At 64.5% G+C, this 22,841-nt stretch carries 24 protein-coding genes; 11 read left to right on the forward strand and 13 right to left on the reverse strand.

The features are described 5' to 3' along the window. Window positions 1-33: 33 nt before the first annotated feature. Genes QZ186_RS03955 through pgeF form a run of 3 tightly spaced genes read left to right on the forward strand, consistent with a single transcriptional unit; the run spans window position 34 to window position 3,109 of the window. Window positions 34-1,380, forward strand: a complete 1,347-nt coding sequence (locus QZ186_RS03955) for a S1 RNA-binding domain-containing protein (protein ID WP_296415899.1) — start codon at window positions 34-36, stop codon at window positions 1,378-1,380. Then, window positions 1,377-2,276 carry a Tab2/Atab2 family RNA-binding protein gene (locus QZ186_RS03960; protein ID WP_296415900.1) on the forward strand — a complete coding sequence of 300 codons (900 nt, stop codon included), beginning with the start codon at window positions 1,377-1,379 and terminating at the stop codon, window positions 2,274-2,276. The genes QZ186_RS03955 and QZ186_RS03960 overlap by 4 nt, the downstream gene beginning before the upstream one ends. A gap of 8 nt (window positions 2,277-2,284) precedes the next feature. Beyond that, window positions 2,285-3,109: a peptidoglycan editing factor PgeF gene (pgeF, locus tag QZ186_RS03965; RefSeq protein WP_296415901.1), complete on the forward strand. Its 825-nt coding sequence runs from the start codon at window positions 2,285-2,287 to the stop codon at window positions 3,107-3,109. Here the strand turns inward: pgeF and QZ186_RS03970 are convergent. Continuing rightward, window positions 3,102-4,781 carry an FAD-binding domain-containing protein gene (locus tag QZ186_RS03970; RefSeq protein WP_296415903.1) on the reverse strand — a complete coding sequence of 560 codons (1,680 nt, stop codon included), beginning with the start codon at window positions 4,779-4,781 and terminating at the stop codon, window positions 3,102-3,104. The genes pgeF and QZ186_RS03970 overlap by 8 nt on opposite strands. 106 nt (window positions 4,782-4,887) lie before the next feature. On the opposite strand from QZ186_RS03970, the gene QZ186_RS03975 reads away from it, so the two are divergent. Next, window positions 4,888-5,253 (forward strand): AbrB family transcriptional regulator, encoded by a 366-nt coding sequence (locus tag QZ186_RS03975; RefSeq protein ID WP_010316617.1) that lies wholly within the window; start codon window positions 4,888-4,890, stop codon window positions 5,251-5,253. On the opposite strand, the gene QZ186_RS03980 is transcribed toward QZ186_RS03975, so the two are convergent. Continuing rightward, window positions 5,192-6,886: an NAD(P)/FAD-dependent oxidoreductase gene (locus tag QZ186_RS03980; protein ID WP_296415904.1), complete on the reverse strand. Its 1,695-nt coding sequence runs from the start codon at window positions 6,884-6,886 to the stop codon at window positions 5,192-5,194. The genes QZ186_RS03975 and QZ186_RS03980 overlap by 62 nt on opposite strands. 72 nt (window positions 6,887-6,958) lie before the next feature. Between QZ186_RS03980 and QZ186_RS03985 the strand changes: the two genes are divergently transcribed. Together QZ186_RS03985 and QZ186_RS03990 are read left to right on the forward strand one after the other, a co-directional pair. Then, window positions 6,959-7,702 carry an MBL fold metallo-hydrolase gene (locus QZ186_RS03985; protein ID WP_296415905.1) on the forward strand — a complete coding sequence of 248 codons (744 nt, stop codon included), beginning with the start codon at window positions 6,959-6,961 and terminating at the stop codon, window positions 7,700-7,702. 28 nt (window positions 7,703-7,730) lie between these two features. Next, window positions 7,731-8,492, forward strand: a complete 762-nt coding sequence (locus QZ186_RS03990) for a Tic22 family protein (protein ID WP_010316620.1) — start codon at window positions 7,731-7,733, stop codon at window positions 8,490-8,492. 3 nt (window positions 8,493-8,495) lie between these two features. Here QZ186_RS03990 and QZ186_RS03995 read toward each other — a convergent pair whose 3' ends face one another. From QZ186_RS03995 to hemH, 5 genes are all read right to left on the reverse strand, one after another. Then, the gene (locus QZ186_RS03995; protein ID WP_010316621.1) at window positions 8,496-8,708 is read right to left on the reverse strand and encodes a GIVxVP protein; all 213 of its coding nucleotides are present in this window, start codon (window positions 8,706-8,708) and stop codon (window positions 8,496-8,498) included. Between the two features lie 6 nt (window positions 8,709-8,714). Then, a complete protein-coding gene (locus tag QZ186_RS04000; RefSeq protein ID WP_010316623.1) occupies window positions 8,715-9,083 on the reverse strand; it encodes a hypothetical protein in 369 nt (122 codons plus the stop codon). Next, window positions 9,080-10,873, reverse strand: a complete 1,794-nt coding sequence (gene ilvB, locus QZ186_RS04005; RefSeq protein ID WP_296415962.1) for a biosynthetic-type acetolactate synthase large subunit — start codon at window positions 10,871-10,873, stop codon at window positions 9,080-9,082. Before ilvB ends, QZ186_RS04000 begins: the two co-directional genes overlap by 4 nt. A 95-nt stretch (window positions 10,874-10,968) precedes the next feature. Beyond that, window positions 10,969-11,520 carry a M23 family metallopeptidase gene (locus tag QZ186_RS04010; protein WP_296415906.1) on the reverse strand — a complete coding sequence of 184 codons (552 nt, stop codon included), beginning with the start codon at window positions 11,518-11,520 and terminating at the stop codon, window positions 10,969-10,971. Further along, window positions 11,489-12,664 (reverse strand): ferrochelatase, encoded by a 1,176-nt coding sequence (gene hemH, locus QZ186_RS04015; protein WP_247479932.1) that lies wholly within the window; start codon window positions 12,662-12,664, stop codon window positions 11,489-11,491. Before hemH ends, QZ186_RS04010 begins: the two co-directional genes overlap by 32 nt. A gap of 128 nt (window positions 12,665-12,792) precedes the next feature. On the opposite strand from hemH, the gene QZ186_RS04020 reads away from it, so the two are divergent. Both QZ186_RS04020 and cobO read left to right on the forward strand, forming a co-directional pair. Next, window positions 12,793-13,959 carry a site-specific integrase gene (locus QZ186_RS04020; protein WP_296415963.1) on the forward strand — a complete coding sequence of 389 codons (1,167 nt, stop codon included), beginning with the start codon at window positions 12,793-12,795 and terminating at the stop codon, window positions 13,957-13,959. Window positions 13,960-14,039: 80 nt separating this feature from the next. Further along, complete coding sequence (gene cobO, locus QZ186_RS04025; RefSeq protein ID WP_083797931.1) at window positions 14,040-14,663, forward strand: cob(I)yrinic acid a,c-diamide adenosyltransferase; 624 nt, start codon at window positions 14,040-14,042, stop codon at window positions 14,661-14,663. Here cobO and QZ186_RS04030 read toward each other — a convergent pair. Then, window positions 14,660-14,866 (reverse strand): hypothetical protein, encoded by a 207-nt coding sequence (locus QZ186_RS04030; RefSeq protein WP_010316644.1) that lies wholly within the window; start codon window positions 14,864-14,866, stop codon window positions 14,660-14,662. The two genes, cobO and QZ186_RS04030, sit on opposite strands and share 4 nt — an antisense overlap. Before the next feature lie 100 nt (window positions 14,867-14,966). On the opposite strand from QZ186_RS04030, the gene pyrH reads away from it, so the two are divergent. The 3 genes from pyrH to QZ186_RS04045 are packed head-to-tail and all read left to right on the forward strand — an operon-like array spanning window position 14,967 to window position 17,409. Next, on the forward strand, window positions 14,967-15,680 hold the full coding sequence (gene pyrH / locus QZ186_RS04035) for a UMP kinase (protein ID WP_010316646.1): 714 nt from the start codon (window positions 14,967-14,969) through the stop codon (window positions 15,678-15,680). A 44-nt stretch (window positions 15,681-15,724) separates the two neighbouring features. Next, complete coding sequence (gene frr, locus QZ186_RS04040; RefSeq protein WP_010316649.1) at window positions 15,725-16,264, forward strand: ribosome recycling factor; 540 nt, start codon at window positions 15,725-15,727, stop codon at window positions 16,262-16,264. Then, window positions 16,261-17,409 carry a geranylgeranyl reductase family protein gene (locus tag QZ186_RS04045; protein WP_296415907.1) on the forward strand — a complete coding sequence of 383 codons (1,149 nt, stop codon included), beginning with the start codon at window positions 16,261-16,263 and terminating at the stop codon, window positions 17,407-17,409. The genes frr and QZ186_RS04045 overlap by 4 nt, the downstream gene beginning before the upstream one ends. A 4-nt stretch (window positions 17,410-17,413) precedes the next feature. On the opposite strand, the gene QZ186_RS04050 is transcribed toward QZ186_RS04045, so the two are convergent. The 5 genes from QZ186_RS04050 to QZ186_RS04070 all read right to left on the reverse strand — a co-directional run bounded on the left by QZ186_RS04050 (window position 17,414) and on the right by QZ186_RS04070 (window position 22,812). After that, a complete protein-coding gene (locus tag QZ186_RS04050) occupies window positions 17,414-17,794 on the reverse strand; it encodes a Crp/Fnr family transcriptional regulator (RefSeq protein ID WP_247477913.1) in 381 nt (126 codons plus the stop codon). 32 nt (window positions 17,795-17,826) lie between these two features. Next, window positions 17,827-18,996 carry a transaldolase gene (locus QZ186_RS04055; RefSeq protein WP_247477915.1) on the reverse strand — a complete coding sequence of 390 codons (1,170 nt, stop codon included), beginning with the start codon at window positions 18,994-18,996 and terminating at the stop codon, window positions 17,827-17,829. A gap of 83 nt (window positions 18,997-19,079) precedes the next feature. Further along, a complete protein-coding gene (locus tag QZ186_RS04060; protein WP_296415908.1) occupies window positions 19,080-20,897 on the reverse strand; it encodes a penicillin-binding protein 2 in 1,818 nt (605 codons plus the stop codon). Next, the gene (locus QZ186_RS04065) at window positions 20,897-21,349 is read right to left on the reverse strand and encodes a hypothetical protein (protein ID WP_010316655.1); all 453 of its coding nucleotides are present in this window, start codon (window positions 21,347-21,349) and stop codon (window positions 20,897-20,899) included. The genes QZ186_RS04060 and QZ186_RS04065 overlap by 1 nt, the downstream gene beginning before the upstream one ends. Window positions 21,350-21,402: 53 nt before the next feature. After that, window positions 21,403-22,812, reverse strand: coding sequence for a CPBP family intramembrane glutamic endopeptidase (locus tag QZ186_RS04070; protein ID WP_296415910.1), 1,410 nt, complete (start codon window positions 22,810-22,812; stop codon window positions 21,403-21,405). Between the last annotated feature and the right edge of the window lie 29 nt (window positions 22,813-22,841).

The raw sequence follows: 22,841 nt of genomic DNA on the forward strand, positions 1-22,841 counted from the left end.
CTACAGTGTGGCGCTGTGCGTCTTTGCTTGGTCATGGCCGGTTCCGGCACTCCCCAGCCCCCCCAGCCCTTCTCCAAGCAGCAACCCACCTCGGCTCGTCCGGTGCCTCCGTCGCCTCAGCGTCCCGCCGCTGCGCCGCCGCCGGTTCGCAAGCCGCCCCAGGTTCTGCAGATCAATAAGAAGGAAGAGCAGCTGCGCCTGGAGCGTGAAGCCGCTGAGGCCCGTGCCGCCGCCGAAGCCGCTGCGCAGCGGGCAGCTGAATTGGAAGACGCCGCACGGGCGGCCCGAGGTGAGGCGCCGGTCGCGCCCCAGCGCCCGGCGGCTTCCCCGGCATCAGGCGACGACGACCTGTTCGATATGAGCGGCTTTGAGGGGCTGTCCATGGCGGACCTGCTGGGCCCCGACGACCGCAATAAGGGTCGGCGCTCCGGTGGCTCCCGCATGGCGCAGCCCCAGTCCAAGCCGGCGGCGGTTCCCACCCGTTCGGTCGATGACTTCGACTTTGACGAGGAGGCCTTCCTGGCGGCCCTCGATGAGCAGGATTTCGTCGGCACCACCGGTGAAGTCGTCACCGGCACGGTGATCGGCATGGAGAGCGATGGTGTCTATGTCGACATCGGCGGTAAGGCTCCTGGCTTCATGCCCAAAAAGGAGTGTGCTCTGGGGGTGATCACCAACCTCAAGGAACGCTTCCCGAAGGGATTGACCGTTGAAGTGCTCGTCACCCGCGAGCAGAACGCCGATGGCATGGTCACCATCAGCGCCCGTGCCCTGGCCCTGCGCCAGAGCTGGGAGAAGGTTCGTGCCCTCGAGAAGGAAGGCAAGGTGCTCCAGGTGAAGGTCAACGGTTTCAACCGTGGTGGCATCACCTGTGATGTCGAAGGTCTGCGCGGTTTTGTGCCCCGCTCCCAGCTGCAGGAGGGTGAAAACCACGAGGCGCTGGTGGGCAAAACCCTCGGTGTGGCCTTCCTGGAGGTCAATCCGGACACCCGCAAGCTGGTGCTCTCTGAGAAGAAGGCGGCCACGGCGGCCCTGTTCCAGAACCTCGAGGTCGGTCAGCTGGTTGAGGGACAGGTGGTGGCCATCAAGCCCTATGGCCTCTTCGTGGACCTGGGCGGCATCAGCGGACTCCTGCACCACTCCGTGATTACGGGTGGTCAGATGCGTGATCTGCGCGAGGTCTTCGGCCAGGGCGATCGCGTGAAAGCACTGATTACTGAATTGGATCCCGGTCGCGGTCGCATCGCCTTGAACACTGCTCTGCTGGAGGGGCAGCCGGGTGAGTTGTTGATTGAGCGCGACAAAGTGATGGCGGAGGCCGCCGATCGCGCCAATAGGGCTCGTAACGTGCTGCGTCAGCAGGAACAATCCGCCGGATGATTCAGGCCACCGAGCCCGCGAGTCCTGCCCGCCTGCAGGCGGATTGGGAGCTGGATTACTACTCCCGTCCAATCCTGGAAGAGGACGGAAAGAAGCGCTGGGAGCTGCTGATTTGCAGTTCCCCCAATGCGGAGAATCCCGGTCGCGCCTTCCAGTGGGTCCTGAAGTGCCCGGCCTCCAGCGTCAACTCCCAGTGGCTGAAGTCCGCGTTGGAGCAGGCCTTGGAGCAGGCGGACGCTGAGGGGTTTGATCCCCCACGCAAGATCCGCTGCTGGCGTTCCTCGATGCGCACGATGGTGCAGCGGGCCTCCGAGCAGCTGGGCCTGGAACTGGTGCCGAGCCGCCGTTGCTATGCCCTGGTCGAGTGGCTCCAGGAGCGCGAAGCCACGGTTTATCCCGAGGAGGAGGGCTACATGGCTGGCCCCCTGGCTCCGCCGCCCCAGCCGATTCAGCCCGTGGCTGTTCCGCTGCCTGAGGCGGCCCGCGGCGACAGCTGGTCTTGGGCCTCCCTGCCGATCGGTGCCCTGCGGGAGGCGATGACCTGGGACACCAGCTTTGCTGGTCTGGTTCCCTTGCCGGAGTCGCTCGATGACGAGCTGATGGTGAGCGGTCTGCGCCTGTTCAGCGCGAGCCGCTCCTTGGCGATCGCTGGCTGGGTGTCGGGATTGGAGCCGGTGCGCCTCGAGGTCTGCGGTCAGCAACTGGTGCTGGAGGCGGGCCAAGAAGACCGATGGTTGCTGGGACAGTTGGAGTCAGACGAAGCTGAGGCTGCGGCCGCGGCATTCCTGGCCTCCCGCGGTCAAGTCGGTGGTGTGCAATTCCTGGCGATTCAATCCAGCCCGGATCAACCCGGTTTTGATGGCTTCTGGATCCTGCGGGACCTCCCCGATGCCTAGACGGTTGTATGGCTGAGGCCGTTGAGGCCCCCTTTGACCGCCCAGATGCAGGGTTTAACGCCCTAGAGGGCTGGACCTGGATCGGTTGCTACGGGGGCTATTACCTCCAGTCGAATCTGCTGGAGGCCTTTGAACATGGCTTCTTCACCCGCCAGTGGCAGGGCCGAGGCCCTGATGTGTTGGCCGGTTATGTCAGCGCTGGCATCAGCGTTCACCGGCCCCAGCAGGTTCACAGCGCGTTGGTTTTGCCGGCGAGTGAGGCCGTAGCGGAGCCCTGGCCCCAGGCCGATGGCTTGGTGTGCGATGCCGGTGGTCAGAGTCTCTGGGTCTGCGGCGCCGATTGCACTCCAGTGCTGCTGGCGGATCCGGAATCCGGACAGGTGGCGGCCTGCCATGCCGGCTGGCGTGGTGTGGCCGGGGGCATCGTTCAAGAGGCGATCCGGCAGCTGGAGCAGCGCGGCTGCCGCCGCCATGACCTGCTGATTGCGTTGGGGCCAGCCATCAGCGGCCCCCAGTACCAGGTGGAGCCGGCCGTGCCGGAAGCGATCGCTGAGCAGTTGCTGCAGGTGGATGCGTCCCTCACGCTCGAGGGGGCCCTGGCGGCGATGGCGGAGTGCGGTGCTCTGCTCGCCGATCCAGATCCGCTGCGGCAGCGCCTCGATCTGCGGCTCGCCACCCGTTTGCTGCTGGAGCGCTTCGGTGTGTCCCCAGAGCAGATCAGTGTCTGCCCCCTGTGCACGGCATCAGAGCCGCTGCTGTTTCACTCCTGGCGCCGCGATCAGGTCAAGGCGGTGCAGTGGAGCGGCATCGTCTCCCAACAGTTGCCTAGTTGAACTCCAGGCTGAGCTGGCCGTTGTCGGTTTGGCTGCGCTTGGGTTTGCGTCTCTTCGGGGGGCTCTCCCCGGCTTCACCGGTCTCAGCCGAGCGCCTGAGGCTGAACCAGCTGAGCAGGGCCAGCCATTCCTCCCGGTCCAGTCGATCGAGGTCCACCGCCTCCGGGAAGAGCTCCGGTGCCCGGGGTTGCGCCCAGAGCACCTGGCTGCCGGCGATTTGATCACTGCCAAAGGGCGTGAGGTCATCGGGCAACCGTGCCAAGGCGGAGGGAATGTCTCCGATGCCGTGGCGTGTGTTGCTCAACGCCTCCATCCGCGCCTGGCGCGCTTCCTCGTAGTTGAGCACTGGGGCGGGGTAGCCCGCGAAGGCGGGGGGCTCTCCGAGCTGGTCATTGGTGAGGCGCTCGAGTTGCGGCAACCAGCGCCGGATGAAGAGGCCATGGGGGTCGCAGCGATTCACGGCCACCTGGCCGGGGTGATAGATCCGCGTCCAGGCTTTGCGGCCCCGATAGGTCGCCCCGGCCTGCATGGCCCATTGGTAGTGATCGATCGGGCAGTCCCCATCGATCAGGTGCCGCATGAAATGCAGGGCGCCGTAGCGCCAATCAATCCCGCAGAGGTTGCTGAGAAAGCTGGCGTAGATCGCTCGGCTGCGGAAGTTCAGCTCCAGCCATCCCCCGCCCCCCCGCAGGCAGTGGGCCGCGGCATCGACGATCGGGAAACCCGTGCGGCCCTCTTTCCAGGCTTCGTAGAGCTCAATCTGTTGGGCGGAGAGCGCGCTCTCTTGGTCGAAGGCGCTCCAGAGGGAGCGCAGCTCCAGCTGGGGCAGGTAGCGGAAGCGCTGGTGAATGGAGCAGCCCCAGCGCAGGCGGCTGAACAGTTGTTGGATGCTGCGCAGGCGGCTGCGATCGGCGTTTTCCTTTGCCCGTAGGCCGGCTGCGGTGAGTCGTTGCAGGCACTGCCTGGGGCTGACCACGCCGAACTTCAGGTAGGGGCTGAGGCCTGAGGTGACCTTGGCGGAGGGATAGCTCAGCTCCCAGTAGTAGGTCCGCGAATCGGATCCCTCGAGAAACCGATCCAACCGCCCTAGGGCGGCATCAGTACCTGCTTTGGGAATCGGTTTGCCATCGCTGATCAGCCCCAGCTCCTTGAGGCTGGGGACCGGTGCATCTGGGCACTGCTCAGGTACTACGACCCGCTGAGGTTCCGGCACCAGCGGCGCGGCCATGGCGCCATGCCACTGGCGGTTCCAATCGCTGTAGGGCTGAAGCTCGCCGCTGGCACCGGCTGGTTCGATCCAGTCCAGCTCGATGCCTTGCTCCTTCAGGTGGCGGTTGACGCGGGCATCACGGACCCGGCCGACCAGGCGCTCACTGTCGGTATGGGCGAGGACATGGCGCGCGCCGCTGCCTTGGGCGAGACGGGCGAGGACCACTTCGGGTTGGCCGCGCTGCACAAGTAATCGCCCCCCAAGCCACCGCAATCGGGCATCGAGGGCCTGCAAAGAGTGCAGTAAAAACTCAACACGAGCGACGGCAGTCTCAGGATGAAACAGCAACGCGTCATCCAGTACGAACACCGGAATGACCGGTCCTCTTAAGCAGGCCTTCGCCAGCGGTTCGTGATCCTGCGTGCGCAAATCGCGGCGATACCAGACCAGCGTGGGGGGCATTGATTGAAAAAAAAACTCCTGGGAAATCCCGGCTTTTTGAAAAAGTCAGCCTTGCTGAATTGACCGTCGGGTGTGATGATGCAGAAGTTGCATAACTATCAATCTCATGCTCACCGGAGCTGATCTTCTCGCCAAAGTCAAAGAAATGGGCGACGTGAGCAAATCCGACGTTGTACGTGCATGCGGATATGTCTCCAACAAGAAAGACGGCAGCGAGCGACTGAATTTCACGGCGTTCTACGAAGCGCTGCTCAATGCCAAGGGCGTTGATTTTGGCGGCTCGAGCGCCAAGGTTGGTAAAGGCGGCCGCAAGCTGAGCTTCACCACCAAGGTTCAGTTCAACGGCAACCTGATGGTGGGCAAGGCCTACACCGCCCTGCTGGACCTCAAGCCCGGCGATGAGTTCGAAATCAAGCTGGGTCGCAAGCAGATCCGTCTGGTGCCCCTGGGCGCTCCTGACGAAGAAGAGTGAGGCCAACGGCTTCCGCGACGCGGATGCCATCCATCGCAGCAGAGAGGATTCCGCCGGCGAAGCCGGCCCCCTCTCCCGCCGGATAAAGCCCTGGGGTGTTCACGCTCTCCAGGGCTTTTGTTCTGGGAATGCGCACGGGGGATGAGGTGCGGGTTTCAACGCCAGTCAGCAGCGCATCGTCCATGGCGTAGCCCGGGATGGACTGCTCGAACTGCGGCAGGGCCTCCCGCAGGGCTTCGATCACAAAGGCCGGTAAGGCCTGCCCCAGGTCTGCAGGGACCACACCGGGGCTGTAGGAGGGCTTGACCGTCCCCAGATCAGCGGGTGCCTGGCTGCCGCCGGCCAGGAAGTCCTTGAGCCGCTGACCGGGAGCGGCATAGCTCTTGCCACCGAGTTCAAAGGCTTTGGCCTCCCAGTGCCGCTGGAAGGCAATCCCCGCAAGGGGGTCGCCGGGGTAGGCGCCATAGCTTTCGACGTCGCCTGTCTCAATGTTCACGACGATGCCGCTGTTGGCGTTGCGCTCATTGCGCGAGTGCTGACTCATCCCGTTGGTGACGACCCGTCCCACCTCCGAGGTGGCCCCCACCACCAGGCCACCGGGGCACATGCAGAAGCTGTAGACGCAGCGCCCGTTGCTGACGTGTTTGACGAGCTTGTACTCCGCAGCCCCCAGGCGGGGATGGCCGGCGCAGTTTCCCCAACGGGCGGCATCGATCAGGGGTTGCGGGTGCTCGATGCGAAAGCCCACCGAGAAGGGTTTGCGCTCCAGCGTCACGCCCTCCTCCTGCAGCATCGCGAAGGTGTCGCGCGCGCTGTGGCCGACCGCGAGGACCACCTGCTGCGCCGGGATGATCTCTCCGCTGGCCAGGGCAACGCCGCTAAGGCGCCGCTCCCCATCGATCTGCTCAACGCAGAGCTGACTGACACGGCTTTCGAAGCGAATCTCTCCGCCGAGGGCCGTGATCTTGCTCCGGAGACCCCGAACCACCGTGGCCAACTTGAAGGTGCCGATGTGGGGGTGGTGCTTGACCAGGATCTCTGGATTGGCCCCCGCTGCGACCAGTTCCTCCAGGACCTTGCGCCCGAGGTGTTTGGGGTCTCTCACCTGGCTGTAGAGCTTCCCATCGGAGAAGGTGCCCGCACCCCCTTCCCCAAATTGCGCGTTGGATTCGGGGTTGAACGGCGCAGTGCCTTTCCAGAAGCCAAAGGTGTCCGCCGTGCGCTCCTTCACGGGTTTGCCGCGCTCGAGCAGCAGGGGTCTCAGCCCCATCTCCGCCAGGATCAGGGCACAGAAGTAGCCGCAGGGTCCGGCGCCCACAACCACCGGCCGCTGAGGCAGGGGATCCCCGGGGCTGGCCTGCGCCACGGGTTGGTAGTGGGTGTCGCTTGCGGGTTGCAGGTGGGGATCGCGCTTGAAGCGTTTCAGCAGTTGCTGCTCGAGCTGCGGCGGCAGTTCCAGCTCCAGGCTGTAGGCGATCTGGATGGCGGATTTCCGCCTGGCGTCGATGCTCTCTTTGATGACCCGATGCGCGAGCAGGGCCGCTGGATCGATCTTGAGGCGTTTGCAGATGGCTGGAGCGAGGTCCGCTTCCTCGTGATCCAGCGGCAGCTTCAACTCGCTCAGTCGCAGCACCACTTGTCCTGAGCCTCGTTCCTGTATTCCAGCACCGCGCTGCCTAGCCTCGCCGCCAGTTGCGTTGAAGCGGTGGAAGCGACCTATTTCGGGGCAAACGGCTGGTTACTGGACTGGTCGGGACTGCGGGTGCTGGTGGACCCCTGGTTCCGCGGTCCGTTGGTCTTTCCCCCCGGGCCCTGGTTTTTCCAGGGGCAGTTGTCCCGCTCCTTTGCGCTTCCTGCCGATCTCGATTTGCTGCTGCTCACCCAGGGACTGGATGACCACGCCCATCCCGAGACCCTGGCGCTGCTGCCCCGTTCCCTGCCCGTGGTGGGGTCCCTGACGGCGGCCAAGAAGGTGCAGCAGATGGGCTTTGAGCAGGTCACGGGCCTGCGCCCCGGTGAAACCACGGCCTTTGGCGAGCTTCGGATTGAAGCCACAGCAGGCGCACCGGTGCCCCAGGTTGAGAACGGCTACCTGCTGCGCCATCCCCAGGGGAGCCTTTACCTCGAGCCCCATGGCTACCTGCCCGCTGACCTCGCCCCGGAAGTACTTGATGCGGTGATCACGCCCGTGGTCGACTTGGGCTTGCCGGTCGCTGGCGCCTTTGTCCGCGGCCAGACCGTTTTGCCTGAGCTGTTGGAGCGCTTCTCTCCGCGCACGGTGCTGGCGAGTACGACCGGCGGGGATGTGGCCTTCAGCGGCTGGCTGAACCGCTGGCTCTGGCAAAAGGGGAACTTGGAGGAGGCCCAGCAGGCTGTGGCCTCAGCCGCTCGGCTGATTGATCCAGTCCCAGGAGAGCCCTACGCCCTGGGGGTCTTTCCTGGGTTCTGACTAGGGTTGACCTTTCTTGATCGGTCGCATGCTCTCGCGCTTTCCCGCTTGGTTGAAGCCGATGGGCCGTCAAGCGGCCTCGTTGCTGGCCCCGGTCGCCGTCCTGGGCGCCATGGCTGCGGCTCCCGCCTTGGCGATCCCTGAAGCCGAGGCGATCAAGAAACTGCAGGTGATTCCGGTCTTCGTGATCACCGATGCCAATGGCATTCCCCTGCCGATCCCCCGGGACGAGGCGTTGGTCCTGCCCCTCTATCTCGAGAGTGATCGGGCGAATACCGAGCTCAAGGCGCTGCTGAAGTCGAACCCGAGCCTCAAGGCCACCGTCACCCCCGTTCCACTGAATGTGATGAACGAGAAGGTGGTGGAGCTCAATAAGCAGCTGAAGGACAAGAGCAAGCCACTGGTGGCCCCGGTGGTGATGAACGACGCCGACATCAAGCAGGCCTACACCCTGCTGAAGAAAGAAGGTCTGAGCGACGAGGAGATCAAGAAAGGCCTGAACGTGGCGGTGTTCTTCACCCAGCCCTTCCTAACCCTCAACACCCCCGATGGCCCTCGGGGCGTGTTCTTCCTGAGCTACGACGAGTTGCAGAAGGCCCTTTCCAACGTGCCTGAGGCTGAGCGCAGCAAGCTGAAGCCCAGGGTTGCCGACCTCACCGCGGTGCTCTCTCAGATCAGCAAAGCCAAGGAGGACAGCTTTGTGATCTTCCCGACCAAGGAGTACTTCCGCCTGGTGGAAGAGGGCCGCACCAAAGCTCAATCCACCCCTCAGACCAAGCCGGCGAAGTAACGCTCAGGATTCGTCTTCGGACCTGGCCTCGGGAGCTGGCTCCGGCATCAGCTGGGCCAGCAAACCCGCTGCGATCAAGACTCCTCCGACCCCCAGGGCGAGGGACTTGTTGTCAGCGGCTGCCGCTGGTCCCCAGACCGCGGTGGCGATGAAGGCACTTCCCAACAGGAGTGTGGGCACCAGCACAATGCCCTTGGCTGCCCGATTGATGCTCAACGGCCGTTAGCAGGATCCTGAGGAGGACGCTAGGCCCGATGCAATCAGCTCCGCGCCCAGGTCGTGGTTGGCTTGCCCATCGAGGTGATTGATGCGGGCGATGAGGACCCCATCGGCACTGCCGGTCGGGCGCAGGTTCACCTTGCTGCGCCGGGGCAGTTGCTTACGAATCCAGTCCACGGCGGCAGCGTCATCGTCTGGGTCCACCACGACGCAGGCCAGTTGCACGCTGTAGGTGCGGTTGCGGTCACCGATCTGCAGCAGAGTGCCGCTCCGCACCTGCAGCACCTCGGCCGCCAAGACCTGTCCCGGCCAGAGCAGCAGGCAGGCAGCCGCTGCAGCACAGAGCCAGCGGCGGATCAGCCCCAGCCTCACAGCTTGGCGCCGCAGTTGGGGCAGTACAGGCTGGAGCTGGAGGTGCTGTGGTGGCAGCTGTGGCACTCGCGATTGGTGTCGATCGCCAGTTCCGGATGGGAGGGGAGGCCCACCATCTGGGCGTTGCTGGCACCGGGGGGCACCATCGGATAGCAGTTCTCGTTGCGGCGCACCTTCACCTCAATGAAGGCCGGACCGGGGTGGGCCAGGGCTTCGGCGAGTTTGGTGCGCAGTTCCTCCCGTCCTTGGATCTGAACACCTTTGACGCCGAAGGCTTCCGCCACAGCGGGGAAGTTCGGCATGCCGCCGGTCATCTCTGAGGCGCTGTAGCGCTCGCCGTAGAAGCTCTCCTGCCACTGGCGCACCATCCCCTGCCAGCCGTTGTTGAGCACCACCACCTTCACGGGGAGGTGGTACTGGCTGAGGGTGCCGAGCTCCTGGATGTTCATCAGGATGCTCGCGTCGCCGGCCACGCAGATCACCGGTTCTTCGGGGAAGGCGCACTGAACGCCCATGGCCGCCGGCATGCCGAAACCCATGGTCCCGAGGCCCGCGGAGCTGATCCAACGGCGGGGGAGGGTGTGCAGGAACTGCGCAGCCCACATCTGGTGCTGGCCCACGTCAGTGGTGAAGAAGGCTTTGGGGGAGAGCTCCTGCAGCATCGACACCACCTCCTGGGGCGCGATGTCTCCCTCGGGTGCTGGAACCACCAAGGGGTAGTGCTGTTTCCACTGGGCGATGCGCTCGAGCCAGGCCTCGGTGCGGCCTCGGGAGTCCTCCTGGCTGGAGGCGGCCAGCAGGGCCTCGACCGCTTGCTTGACGTCGGCGACGACGGCCACATCCGGCAGACGGGTTTTGCCCATCTCTGCCGCATCAATATCGATGTGGATGACCTGGGCCCGGGGGGCGAAGCCATCGAGGCGGCCGGTGACGCGGTCGTCAAAACGGGCACCGGCGGCGATCAGCAGGTCGCAATCGGTCACCGCGAAGTTGGCGTAGGCGGTCCCGTGCATGCCGAGCATCCCCACCGAGAGGGGGTGGAGCTCATCAAAGGCACCCTTCCCCATCAAGGTGGTGGTCACCGGAAGCCGGAAGCGCTCCGCCAGGGCATGGATTTCGGCGTGGGCGCCGCTGCTGATGGCCCCACCACCGACATAGAGGAGGGGACGGCGGGCATTGCGGATGAGCTCCAGCGCAGCGGAGATGGCGCTGGGGGCCGGCGCGGGGGGGAGTTTGAAACCAGGGGGAACGGCCGCGCCGGGTTCAACGGGGATGTAGTCGAACTCCTCGACTCCGACGTCCTTGGGCACGTCGATCAGAACGGGACCGGGTCGGCCGCTGGAGGCAATCAAGAAGGCCTCCGAGACGATGCGGGCAATGTCCCGGGGATCGCGCACCACCCAGGAGTGCTTCACGATCGGCAGGGTGATGCCAAAGATGTCCGTCTCCTGGAAGGCGTCCGTCCCGATGGCCGCCCGGGGGACTTGGCCGGTGATGACCACCATGGGCACGGAGTCCATGTGGGCCGTGGCGATGCCCGTCACCAGGTTGGTGGCCCCTGGACCGGAGGTGCCAAAACAGACCCCGACCTTGCCGGTCGCGCGGGCGTAGGCGTCGGCTGCGTGGGTGCCGCCCTGTTCGTGGCGCACGAGCACGTGCTTCAGCCAGCCCCTGGACTCGGCCTTGTGCAGCTCGTCGTAGATGGGAAGGATCGCGCCGCCGGGATAGCCAAAGATGGTCTCCACGCCATGGCGACGGAGGGCATCCATGAGGGCGTAACCGCCACTCACCCGGGTCGGGGTGGAGTGATCAGCGGCGGTGGCCGCTTGTGAAACGGACGTCACGGTCACGGCGGCGGCGGACAGCGTTTTCAGATCCAGTCACCCTAAGGTCTGGCCTGAGAAATGGGCGTTTCCACGCGCCTGGCGTCAGCCATTGCTCGCAGCAGCAGCACCGGGTCCAGCCAACGCTCGTTCAGCTTGACGCCCCAATGCAGGTGAGGTCCGCTGCTGCGGCCGCTCACCCCGATGGCGCCCAGGGGTTCCCCCGTCCGTAGCCAGGAGCCCTGGCGCAGGCTCGCGCCTCCGCTGCGCAGGGTGTCCTGTTCGATCGTTCCCTGCAGGTGGCAGTAGAGGTGCTCGTAGGGGCCGGAGCGGATCGCCACGCCGATGCCGCAGCTCCCGTCGTTGATCAGCCGCTCCACCCGCCCGGCCCACCAGCTGAGCACCGGGGAGCCCAGGGGAGCGGCGATGTCCAGGCCCCGGTGGAGGCTGGAGCCGCCGGATGCGCCGCTTCTGAGCCCGTAATGGCTGGTGTAGCCGCTGAACTGCGGAACAGGAAAACGGGCCTGTTGCCAGGGGTTGGCCAGGGCGGGCCCCAGCAGCAGGGAGGCTCCGAGAAGGGCCTTAGAGCAGGCCGATGGAATGCAGCGGGCCACGACCGCTCAGCAACTCCAGCAGGAAAGCGGAGAAGCCGAGCATTGCCAAGCGTCCGTTCCAGACCTCGGAGCTGTTGTTCCAGCCCCAGGCCCACTTGTCCTGGGGATAGAGCTTGACCTGGGTTGGCAGGGCCGCGGCTTGATCCAGGTTGACCTCCGGACCTTCCAAGGCGTGCTGGACCAGGTTGGCCAGGCCCTGAATAAAGGATGGGGTGGTGTCGAGGGCCGGAACGCGGCGGAAATTCGTGATGCCGGCTTCGGTGGCAATTTCCCGGTACTCGATATCGATCTCTTCGAGCGTTTCGATGTGCTCGCTGACGAAGCTGATGGGGACGACCACCAGGTCCTTCACCCCGGACTCCCCGAGTTCATTGAGGGCGTCATCGGTGTAGGGCTTGAGCCACTCCACCGGACCGACGCGGCTCTGGTAGGCAAGCGTGAAGGGGTTGGCGTGGCCGAGATCGGCGGCCAGCTTGTCCATGATCAGCTGGGCGCAGCCCTCGATCTCCTTTTGATAGGGGTCACCGGCTTCCTCGACGTAGCTCTTGGGGACGCCGTGGGCGGAGAAGAAGACGTGGGCCGTGGCCGGGTCGGGGCAGGCCTGGATTTCCTTACCGATCAACTCGGCCATGGCGCCGATGTAACCGGGGTCGTTGTAGTAGCTGCGAATGCAGCGGATCGGCAGCTTGGAGAAGGCGGGGTCGCCCTGGCGCAGGCGCTGCAGTTCCCGGAAGCTGGAGCCGCTGGTGCTGATCGAGAAGTGGGGGTAGAGAGGTAGGACCACCACCTCATCGATCCCATCGGCCTTGATGTCGGCTACGGCCGACTCGGTAAAGGGGTGCCAGTAGCGCATCGCCACGTAGCTGGTGGCCTCGATGCCGCGTTGACGCAGGGTGCTTTGCAGCTCGCGGGCCTGCTGCTCGGTGATGCGCCGGAGGGGGGAGCCCCCACCGATGGAGCGGTAGGCGGCTTGGGACTTGCCGGCGCGCAGGCTGCTGATCAGCCAGGCCAGGGGTTTTTGCAGCGCCGGATTGGGCAGCCGGATGATTTCCGGGTCCGCGAAGAGGTTGTAGAGGAAGGGACCGACGTCCTGAATGCGCTCAGGGCCGCCCAGGTTCAGCAACACCACGCCGACCTTGGCCATGCCCCGCTTCATCGGACAACAACAGCGGCGAGCGTAACGCTGCCGGCTGGGGGCTGGTCGCTCCCGTTCAGGCTCGATAAGGTCGGCCGGCTCGCTTTGGTCTCAAGATCAGCCTCGAACGCCTCGATCTGGCCCTTCGGGAACACAACGCGCTGCTGGCCGCCAGCGGTGTTTCGCTGCGGCTGGAGCGCCGGGGCTCCCGGCTCGGCCTGAGGGGACCCTTGCCCTGCCGCAGCGGTGGGTCGGCTCAGCGGGTGCAACGGATCAGCCTTGGCCTTGACGCTGACCCAGCCGGCCTCGAGCAGGCCCGCCACCAACTGAAGCTGGTCCTGCAGCAGCTTCAGCAGCAGCGCTTCTGCTGGGACGACTGGCTTCAAACCAAGGACGCTCCCACGGGGCCATTGCCCCCAGCGACGGCCTCTTCGCTTGCGGCACGGCTGCAGCGCTTTGAGCAGGGGTTTTTCCAAGATCCGCGCCGCCGCCGCAATCCCTCCGGAGCCCGGACGACCTGGAGCAGCGCCTATCTGCCCTATGTCCGCCGCCTCGAGCGCTTGGCTGGGGACCAGGGGATGGCCTGGGGCCTGCCGCTTCTGGAGGCCGTTCTGGAGAGTTATCCCCTGGCCTCGCGGGGGCGACAGCAGTGCGGCACCACCCTCGCGGCCCTGGCTCGAGCCGAAGGGTTGGCGTTGCCCCCTGACTGGGGTGAGCGGGCGGGGGGCTATGGCCTGCATGCCGCCCAATTTCGCCAGCTCCCAAGCGACCTTCAGATCCTGGAGTGGCTTGAGCGCATTCCTAACCCCGGATGGCGCTTGGCCTACGGCCTGATGGCGACCTATGGCCTACGCAACCATGAGGTCTTCTTCACCGACCTCTCCGCCTTGGCACCCGGGGGCGATCGGGTGATCCGTGTGTTGCCCACGAGCAAGACCGGAGAGCACCAGGTTTGGCCCTTTCAACCGGAGTGGGTGGAGCGCTTCGGCTTGGAGCAACTAGGGGCTCAGCGTCAGCTTCTGCCGGCGGTCTGTACCGATCTCCGCCGCACCACCCTGCAGCAGGTCGGCCGCCGTGTTGCCGAGCAGTTCCGTCGCTACGACCTGCCCCTCACCCCCTATGACCTGCGCCATGCCTGGGCGGTTCGCACGATCCACATCGGTCTGCCCGACACGGTGGCGGCTCGGATGATGGGCCACTCCGTGGCGATCCACACCAGGACTTATCACCACTGGATCACCCGCCGGGATCAGCAGCAGGCTGTGGATACGGCCCTGGCCCGGCACCAGGCGAGCGCGGCTTAACCGCGCCAGATTGGAGGCACCCCTGACCTCAAGCTGTGGCCGATCCCAACGCCCTGGACCAGACAGCATCGGAGTTGGGGATGGGCGGAGACCTGGCCCCTGAGGCCACAGCCGATGCCTACCAGCGGCGCATGGCTCGCCGCAAGGAAGTGCAGCAGCAGCGGGTTGGGGAGCGCTCCCTGGAGAAGGGACTGGTGCTGGTCTTCACCGGTGATGGCAAGGGCAAGACCACGGCAGCCCTGGGGTTGGTGCTGCGGACCTTGGGCCACGGGGAGCAGGTGGCCGTTGTGCAGTTCATTAAGGGGGGCTGGCAACCCGGCGAGGCCAAGGCGCTGGAGCTGTTTGGCGAAGCGCTGCACTGGCATGCCCTTGGGGAGGGCTTTACCTGGGAAACCCAGGACCGCGAGCGTGACCGTGCCTTGGTGCAGCAGGCCTGGAAGCGCTCCTGCGAGTACCTCGCTGATCCCCAGCGCAAGTTGGTGGTCCTCGATGAGGTGAATGTGGCCCTCAAGTTGGGCTACCTCGATCTGGAGGATCTGTTGGAGGGATTGAAGCTGCGGCCGCCCTTGACCCATGTGGCGCTCACCGGCCGCGGCGCTCCGGCGGCGTTAGTGGAGCGTGCTGATCTGGTGACGGAGATGAAGCTTGTGCGCCATCCCTTCCGGGAACAGGGGGTAAAAGCCCAGGCGGGTATTGAGTTCTAAGGACTGGTCTGGGTTTGCACCGTGGCCAGGGCGCTCATCAGCACCGAGAGCCCGCTGATCAACAGCGCCCGATGCACGACCGGTTCAGCCCAGGCGCGGGGGTCTTCGGTCAGTTGTTCCACGGCCGAGAGGGTGAGCCGTGCCATGAGGCCGCTGCGGCTGGAGCCGACCGGTGGAATGGGTTGGTCCTGATGCCTGTCCATCCAGCACTCCCATCTGCTGGCATCGAAGCGCTCCTGGCCAGCGTCGGCAAGGGATCTCACGCTTGCTACTGTTCGGCCAACGAAGCTGCAGCACGAAGGGATGGCCTATCAGCGCGTGTTGCTGAAGCTCAGCGGCGAAGCCCTGATGGGCGAGCAGGGCTACGGCATCGATCCTGCGGTGGTGGATGCCATCGCTAAGGATGTCGCCGCTGTGGTCGCCGACGGCAGCCAGCTGGCGATCGTGGTGGGCGGCGGCAACATCTTCCGCGGTCTTAAGGGGTCCGCCGCCGGCATGGACCGGGCCACCGCTGACTACGTCGGCATGTTGGCGACGGTGATGAATGCCATCACGCTCCAGGACGGATTGGAGCGGGCCGGCATTCCCACCCGCGTCCAGAGCGCCATCTCGATGCAGGAGGTTGCGGAGCCTTACATCCGTCGCAAGGCCATCCGCCACATGGAGAAGGGGCGCGTGGTGATCTTTGCCGCCGGTACGGGTAATCCCTTCTTCACCACGGACACCACCGCTGCGTTGCGGGCCGCTGAGATCGGAGCCGACGTGGTGTTCAAGGCCACCAAGGTCGACGGGGTCTACGACAAGGACCCCAACAAGCACGCCGACGCGGTGCGTTACGAGAGCCTCTCGTTCATGGATGTCCTCAGCAAAGAGCTAGAGGTCATGGACAGCACGGCCATCGCCCTCTGCAAGGACAACGCCATCCCAATCGTGGTGTTTGATCTGTTCGGTTCCGGCAACATTGGTCGGGCTGTGCGCGGTGAGCCCATCGGCACCAGCATCCTTCCTTCGGCCTGACGGGTCGGCCCCTTTCTTTCTTCAGCGACGCCCTTTTTCTCGCCATGGATCTCGAAGCCAGCATGCGCAAGTCGGTGGATTCCACCCAGCGCACCTTCAACACGATTCGCACCGGCCGGGCGAATGCGTCGCTGCTCGACAAGATCCAGGTGGAGTACTACGGCGCGGATACGCCGCTGAAGTCCCTGGCGACCATCAGCACCCCGGACTCCTCGACGATCCAACTGCAGCCCTTCGATGGCAGCTCCTTGGGGCTGATCGAGAAGGCCATTTCGATGAGTGACCTGGGGCTGACTTGCAACAACGACGGCAAGTTGATCCGTATCAACATCCCGCCCCTGACGGAGGACCGCCGCAAGGAGCTCTGCAAGTTGGCGGCGAAGTATGCCGAGGAGGGCAAGGTGGCCCTGCGCAACGTTCGCCGCGATGCGATCGACAAGGTGAAAAAGCAGGAGAAGGAGGGCGAGTTCTCCGAGGATCAAAGCCGCGATGAGCAGGACAAGGTCCAAAAGCTCACCGACAAGTTCATTGCTGAGATCGAGAAACTGCTGGCTGAGAAGGAAGCAGACATCCTCAAGGTGTGAGCGAACCGCACTGTTTTGATGTCGCCGTTGTCGGCGCCGGTGCTGCCGGCGGCGCAGCGGCCTTCCACCTGGCTGCGCGGGGACGTCGTGTTCTGCTGCTTGAGGCGCAGTCCCTTCCCAGGCCCAAACCCTGTGGCGGTGGCATGGCGGCCTCCGTGCAGCGTTGGTTTCCCTTTGATCTGCAGCCGGCCGTTGATCGGGTGATCACCCAGGTGAAATTCACCTGGTGCCTGGAGGATCCGGTGGTGGCGGTCCTTCCTGGCGACTCTCCGTTTTGGATCGTGCAGCGCTCCAAGCTGGACCACTATCTGGTTGAGCGGGCCGTTGCGGAGGGTGCGGAACTGCTGGATGGCTCCGAAGTGTCGTCAATCCAGCGGGATGGCGATCAATGGATGTTGGAAGCCGGTGGCCATGGCTACCGCGCACGAGCCGTGGTGATTGCCGATGGCTCCAACTCTCGTTTTGCCGCCCCCTTGGGCCTCGGTCCCAGTCAGCCGCGCTTTGCAGAAGCCCTGGCGGCTGAGGTTGATGCCGAGGTGTTGGAGGGGGACACGGCCCGATTCGAATTCGGTCTCGTGCGCCATGGCTTCTGCTGGGCCTTCCCCAGGCAAGGGGGCTACAGCATTGGAGTGGGCACCTTCATTGGCCGCGAAGCGGCGGATGCGGATGCGGTGTTAGCCGAATTGCTTCCCTCCTTGGGCCTCGCGCCGGATGCCGGCCTGCGGCGCCGTTCTCCCCTCAGGGTTTGGGATGGTCACTACCCACTGCATGTCCCTGGCGCCGTGGTGGTCGGTGACGCGGCCTCCCTCTGTGATCCCTTTTTGGCGGAGGGGTTACGCCCAGCACTGATGAGTGGCGTGCGGGCCGCTGACGCGGTGGATCGCTACCTGGGCAGCTCCGCTGCCGATGAGCAACAGCAGGCCCTCGCTCAATACAGCGCCCAGATGCGCCAACACTGGGGCGACTCCATGGCCTGGGGCCGGCGCATTGCACAGGTGTTCTACCGGGTCCCGAAAGTGGGCTACCAGCTGGGGATCAAGCGACCGACAGCGCCGCAACGGATCGCCCAAATTCTTTCGGGCGAGATGGGTTACGGCGATATCGCCCAACGCGTGATTAAACGCCTGCTGTTCCAGCGGGGCTGAGCGCTCAGCCGACCTTGGTGCAGTCCTTGAGTTGCCTCAGGCGGTGATCGATTGAGCCCAGCAGCTCGATGGCGAACATGGGGGATTCCTGAACGGCGAAGAGGAACTTCTCGCGGTTCATCTTCAGCAGCTTGCAGTCGCTGACGGCTTTGGCATTGCCGTAGCGGCGATGCTCCGCCGTCACCAGGGCACCGGCCCCAAAGACGTCGCCGGCCTGAATGACCTCATGACCGACCTCGTCGTTCCAGGTGAGCTCAACGGTTCCTTCCAGAACCCCGAACATGCAGTCTCCGGTCTCCCCGGAGGAGAAGATCGCATCACCTGCCGTTGCCTGAATCACCTCTCCCTGGCTGGCCAGGGCACGCATGGTTTCGAGGGCGTTCACGCAACAGCCAACCAACTGGGCCAGAGCCTAAGTCAGTTGTTAATGGCGAGGGCCGCACCGAGTCCGCCACGGATGTCATTGGGCAAAAGACGTCCGTCGTGATCGGTGTCCAGGGCATCGAACACAGCATCGGTCCCCAGCCATTCCTCGCGGGTGATGCAGCCATCGCCATCGAGGTCGTTCAGCAGGAAGATTTCCTGGGCGGCATGTTGGAAGGCACTGGCTCCCTCCAGTTCGCCCAAACGGTGGGCCAATTGGGCTTCCAAGGTCTCGATTGCCTTGGTGAATCCCCGGATACCCTCATCCAGTTTTTCAGTGGCCATCTGATCCTCGGCCATCATCGCCTTGAAGCCTTGGGCATCTAGGTGGATCTGTTGCTCCGTCGTCGCTGGATCAAAGGGGTTCAGTTTCCGTTGCAGATCCCCCTGGGTGTTGCGCAGTTGATCCAGGAGTTTGGGCGAGATGGTGAGTAGGTCACATCCCGCCAATTCGACGATCTCGTCGATATTGCGGAAGCTCGCTCCCATGACCTCGGTTTTGTAGCCGAAGGTCTTGAAGTAGTTGAAGATCTTGGTGACCGAGAGCACGCCCGGATCCTCATGGCCGGGATAGCTCTCGCGGCCGGTGCTCTTTATGAACCAGTCGAGGATGCGGCCGACAAAGGGGGAGATCAAGGTGACGCCAGCCTCAGCGGCGGCCACGGCCTGAGCGAAGCTGAAGAGGAGGGTGAGGTTGCAGTGGATGCCCTCTTTTTCGAGCACCTCCGCGGCCTTGATGCCTTCCCAGGTGGAGGCAATCTTGATCAGCACGCGATCACGGCTGATGCCCGCTTGGCGATAAAGGCCAATCAGCTTGCGGGCCTTGGTGATCGTCGCTTCGGTGTTGAAGCTCAGGCGCGCATCCACTTCGGTGGAGACCCGGCCGGGGACGATCTTGAGAATTTCCTTGCCGAAGGTGACGCAGATCTCGTCGAGGGCTTCGCGCACCACCTCTTCAGCCGGTGCCGAGGGGCCGCAGACCTCGCGGGACTCCCGCAGGGAGGTATCGATCAGGTTTTGGTAGGTCGGGATCTGGGCCGCCGCCAGGATCAATGAAGGGTTGGTGGTGGCATCCCGGGGGGTGAACTGCTGAATCGCATCGATGTCACCGGTATCGGCGACAACAACGGTCATCGCGGCCAGTTGGTCGAGGAGATTGGCCATGCCGGGCACCAAACGTATTTTCAAGCTAGCGATGCCAATCGGGGCGTGACTCCCGTTGTCATCAAGCGGTCACGCAGTGCGATCTACTGACGGGCCGTTGTGGGAACCGTGCGGCTGGGCGGGATTTTCTCAATCACCAATAAGGCCTCAATGATTTGCTTGGCGACGGGAACCGCCACCGTTGATCCGTAGGCGTTTTCGCCCTTCGGCTCATCGACAACGACCAACACGACATAGCGCGGTTGGTTGATCGGCAAATGGGCGATGAAGCTCGTGATCTTGGCTCCGGCCACGTAGACACCATTGCGTGCCTTTTGCGCCGTCCCTGTTTTGCCGCCAATCCGGTGGCCTGGGATTTGTACGCCACGGCCACTGCCTTTCTCCACCACCGTCTCCATCCAATTGAGGACGGTTTGGGCGATGGCGGGCCGGATCAGTTGCACCCCTGAGGCCGGCGGGGCGCTGGCCAGGTCATCACCGGAGCGCAGGCCGCGGGTGATGTGGGGACTGACCAGCCTGCCGCCGTTCGCCAACATCGCGTGCAGCTGGATCAATTTCAGGGGCGTCAGGTTGAAGCCTTGACCGAAGGCGGCCGTTGCGGGCTCGATTGGTTGGGTTTTGAAGGTCTCGAGGGATTTGAGCTGACCGGCTACGGCGCCGGGCAGGTCGGTATCCGGGGTGTTGTCGATTCCCAGGGTGTGGAGCCAATGCCAGAAGCGTGCCGGTTGAACCCGCCGCATCGCCTCCACCATCGCCACGTTGCTGGAGACCTGCAGGACCGTTGGGAAGTCGATCAACCCATTGCCTTTGCGGTCGTGGTTAAAGATCGGCCAGCCGCCAATGGTGAGTTGGCCGGAGTCATTCACCTTTCCTGACGGGTCAATGGCGTTTTCCTGAAGGGCGATCGCCAGGTTGATCGGCTTGAAGGTTGACCCCGGTTCATAGAGATCTTGGACGGACCACTCACGGAACAATCCCGGCTGGAACTTCCAGAACTGGTTGGGGTTGTAGGTCGGGGTGGAGGCCAGGGTCAGCAGCTCACCGTTGCGGACATCCATGACCAACGCGGCCCCGCGCTTGGCCTTCCATTGCTTGACCTGTTTGGCCAGTGCCATCTGGGCGACTTGCTGCAGGCGGGCATCGAGGGTGAGCTGCAGCTTGAGGTCGTCGCCGTAGAGCACCCCTGGTTTGAGCCCATCGGGCAGGGGCGTGCCATCGGCTCCACGCCGGAGACTTTTGGAGGCCTCTTGGCGACGCAGGTCGCGGTCACGGCTCTGCTCGAGACCCGCCTGGGGGACCCGCTCGAGGTTGAGGAAGCCAACGACATTGGCGAAAAGTCCCCCTTGGGGATAAACGCGCTGGGGATAGGCCTCAAGGTCGACACCGCTGATGCCCAGCTCGCGCACCCGTTGTGCGGTTTCTGGGTCGAGCTCGCTGGCCAGCTTCACCCCTGACTTACGGCCATCCATGGCCTTGAGCAACTCGCCCATGGGTTTGGCCAGGACGGGGGAGAGTTTGCGCGCCACATCCAGGGGGCTGCGCAGCCTTCCGATGTCGTCTCCAGGGAAGGAGAAGTAGCGGGGGTGGGCCCAGAGGGTGAAGCGCTCTTCATCCAGGGCAACCAGGCGACCTTGGCGATCAACGATCGTCCGCCTGCGGCCAAGGGGCGTGATCGTTTGGGTCTGAATCGCTCGGGCACGGTTCAACAATTCGTTGCCCTGGATCACCTGAACCCAGGCCAGCCGCAGCGCTAAACCACTGAGTCCCGCCGCCAGAAGGCCGTAGACGAGCCAAAGCCGGCGCGGGGGCACCGGCTGCAAATCCACGACCCGGTTGCGTCTTGGACCACGTCCTTCCCGTGGTGCAGGGGCGCGGCGACCCTGCAGCCCCTGCTGCGCCATCAGTAGCCCGGAAGAATTTGACCGGGATTGACTTGGGCCAAGAGGGCTTCAAAGTCTGGCCCTGCTGAGACGGCCGGCGGAGCGACGTACACGAGCTTTTCACTGCTGGTGGGCTCCAGCAGGGCCGGCTTGCGGGTCATCGAGAGGTGATGCTGCTCGAGCACCGCCGCTGATTCCTGCAGGCGGTGCTCCAGCCGCTGGGTCGCTTCAAGGGATTGGAAGCTGCTGGTCCAGCGGCCCTGCCAGTGGAGCGTCAGGGCGCTGAGACCGACAACGGCAACTCCCAGGCCGACGAGACTTCCATCGGCAATGCGATGCAGGTTGCCAAGCCACGGCGCTTGGCGATCCAGCTTGCGGGCAAGCAGCGTGCCTTGAATCAGCTCGAGGGAACGGCTGGAGCGGCTGCCCGGCGCTCTATTGCTCTTCTGGAGCGGAACGGCAACCACAAACATCAACGCGTGCTGCGCAAGTCAACCACGCGAGAGCGCTTCCAGCAAGGGGGTTTTCACCAACCCAGAACAACCAGATTGGCGAAGGTCAGGCTGTTCCAGAGGGCGTGCATCAGCACGCAGCTGCCGAGCCGTCCACTGCGCCAGCGCAGCCAGCCCAAGCCGAGCCCCAGCACCATCAGCGGTGGAAATTCTCCGAGGCTGGAATGGGCCACGGCGAAGACAGCGGCGCTGACCACAATTCCCCAGCCCGATCCCCAGTAGCGGGCGGCAACGGGCAGCAGCGCACCGCGAAAGATCGTCTCCTCAAACAGGGGGGCAAGGACGATGGCGGTGATTCCAAAACAAGCCAGAGCGGGAATGTTGTGTCCGTTGAGGACCAATTCCAGGAGGGGATTGCTGCCGCCCGGATCGCCAAAGAGTTGTCCCTGAAGCCAGCCCACCAGGCTCACCAGGGGCAGCACCATCAAGAAGCCTTTGAGGGCTTGGCCAAAGCAAAGCGGCAGGGGGGACCAGCGGAATTGCAACCAGCCCCCCTGGGGCCCTGGGCCGAGGGGCTTCAGCAGCAGCCGCAGGATCAGCAGTGGCCCTGTCATCAAGGCGCCGTAGAGGACCACGACACTGATCCCCTGTTTGAGCACAGCCTCGATCGGCCAGTCCTGCAGCAGCCGCGTCAGCAGCGGTGCCACCAGCAGGGGAGTGATGAGCTCACCGACGACCACAAAACCGCCGGCCACCAGCAGAACCGTGTCAATGCCGGAGAGGGCTGGGCCGAGCCATGGGGGCGCCGCTGGAGTCTTTCCGCGCCAGCGCCTCCAGAGCTCGCGAATCAGCAGAGCGATGCCGCCGAGCAGTCCCAGGCCGGGCACCAGGGTGACCGCCAGCAGCTGCACGCTGGCCTGCCTGGCGACCTGATCCCCCTGGCAGGCCTCAGCGCCCAGCAGTGCTTCGCAGCTCCACTGGCGTACAAGCGTTGATCCCTTGAGCTCGGAAAGAAGTTGCTCGCGCGACTGGCGGCCGTGCTGTTCGGGGTTCAGCAGCACGGTGGCGATCGCCTGCTGGGCTCCCCCTTCTTGGCTGAGTTGCTTCAGCAGGGTCTGGGCCTGGCTCGGGTCCCCTGTGCGTTGCAGCAGCAGGGCTTGCTCAAGCAGCAGTCCTGGGGGTGGATTGCGGCCCTCCTCCTGGCTGTCGTTGATCGCGTTCTGGAGGCTCTCCTGGAGGGTTTGCAGGGGATCACCCGAGCTCAGCAACGGACGGATGGGCTCGCTCAAGTTCCCCTGGGCCAGCACGCTCAGCTCCAGCTGGCGTCGGCTGAGGTCATCGCCAACGGAGGGGCGTTGCAGGCTGCTGACGAGTCCGTTGAGCCAGAGCAACAGGCTGAGGGCCAGGCTGACCAGCGCCAGGGCCGATTTCCAGTTGGGTGTGTCTGACCTGCGTGGACTGTTGGACTCCTTTTCCGTGCTCACCCCACCGCCCCGTGCATCTCACTGGGCTG

It is taken from the genome of Vulcanococcus sp. DEBay_Sum29NL08_54, assembly GCF_017859255.1.
Taxonomy (GTDB): Bacteria; Cyanobacteriota; Cyanobacteriia; order PCC-6307; family Cyanobiaceae; genus Vulcanococcus.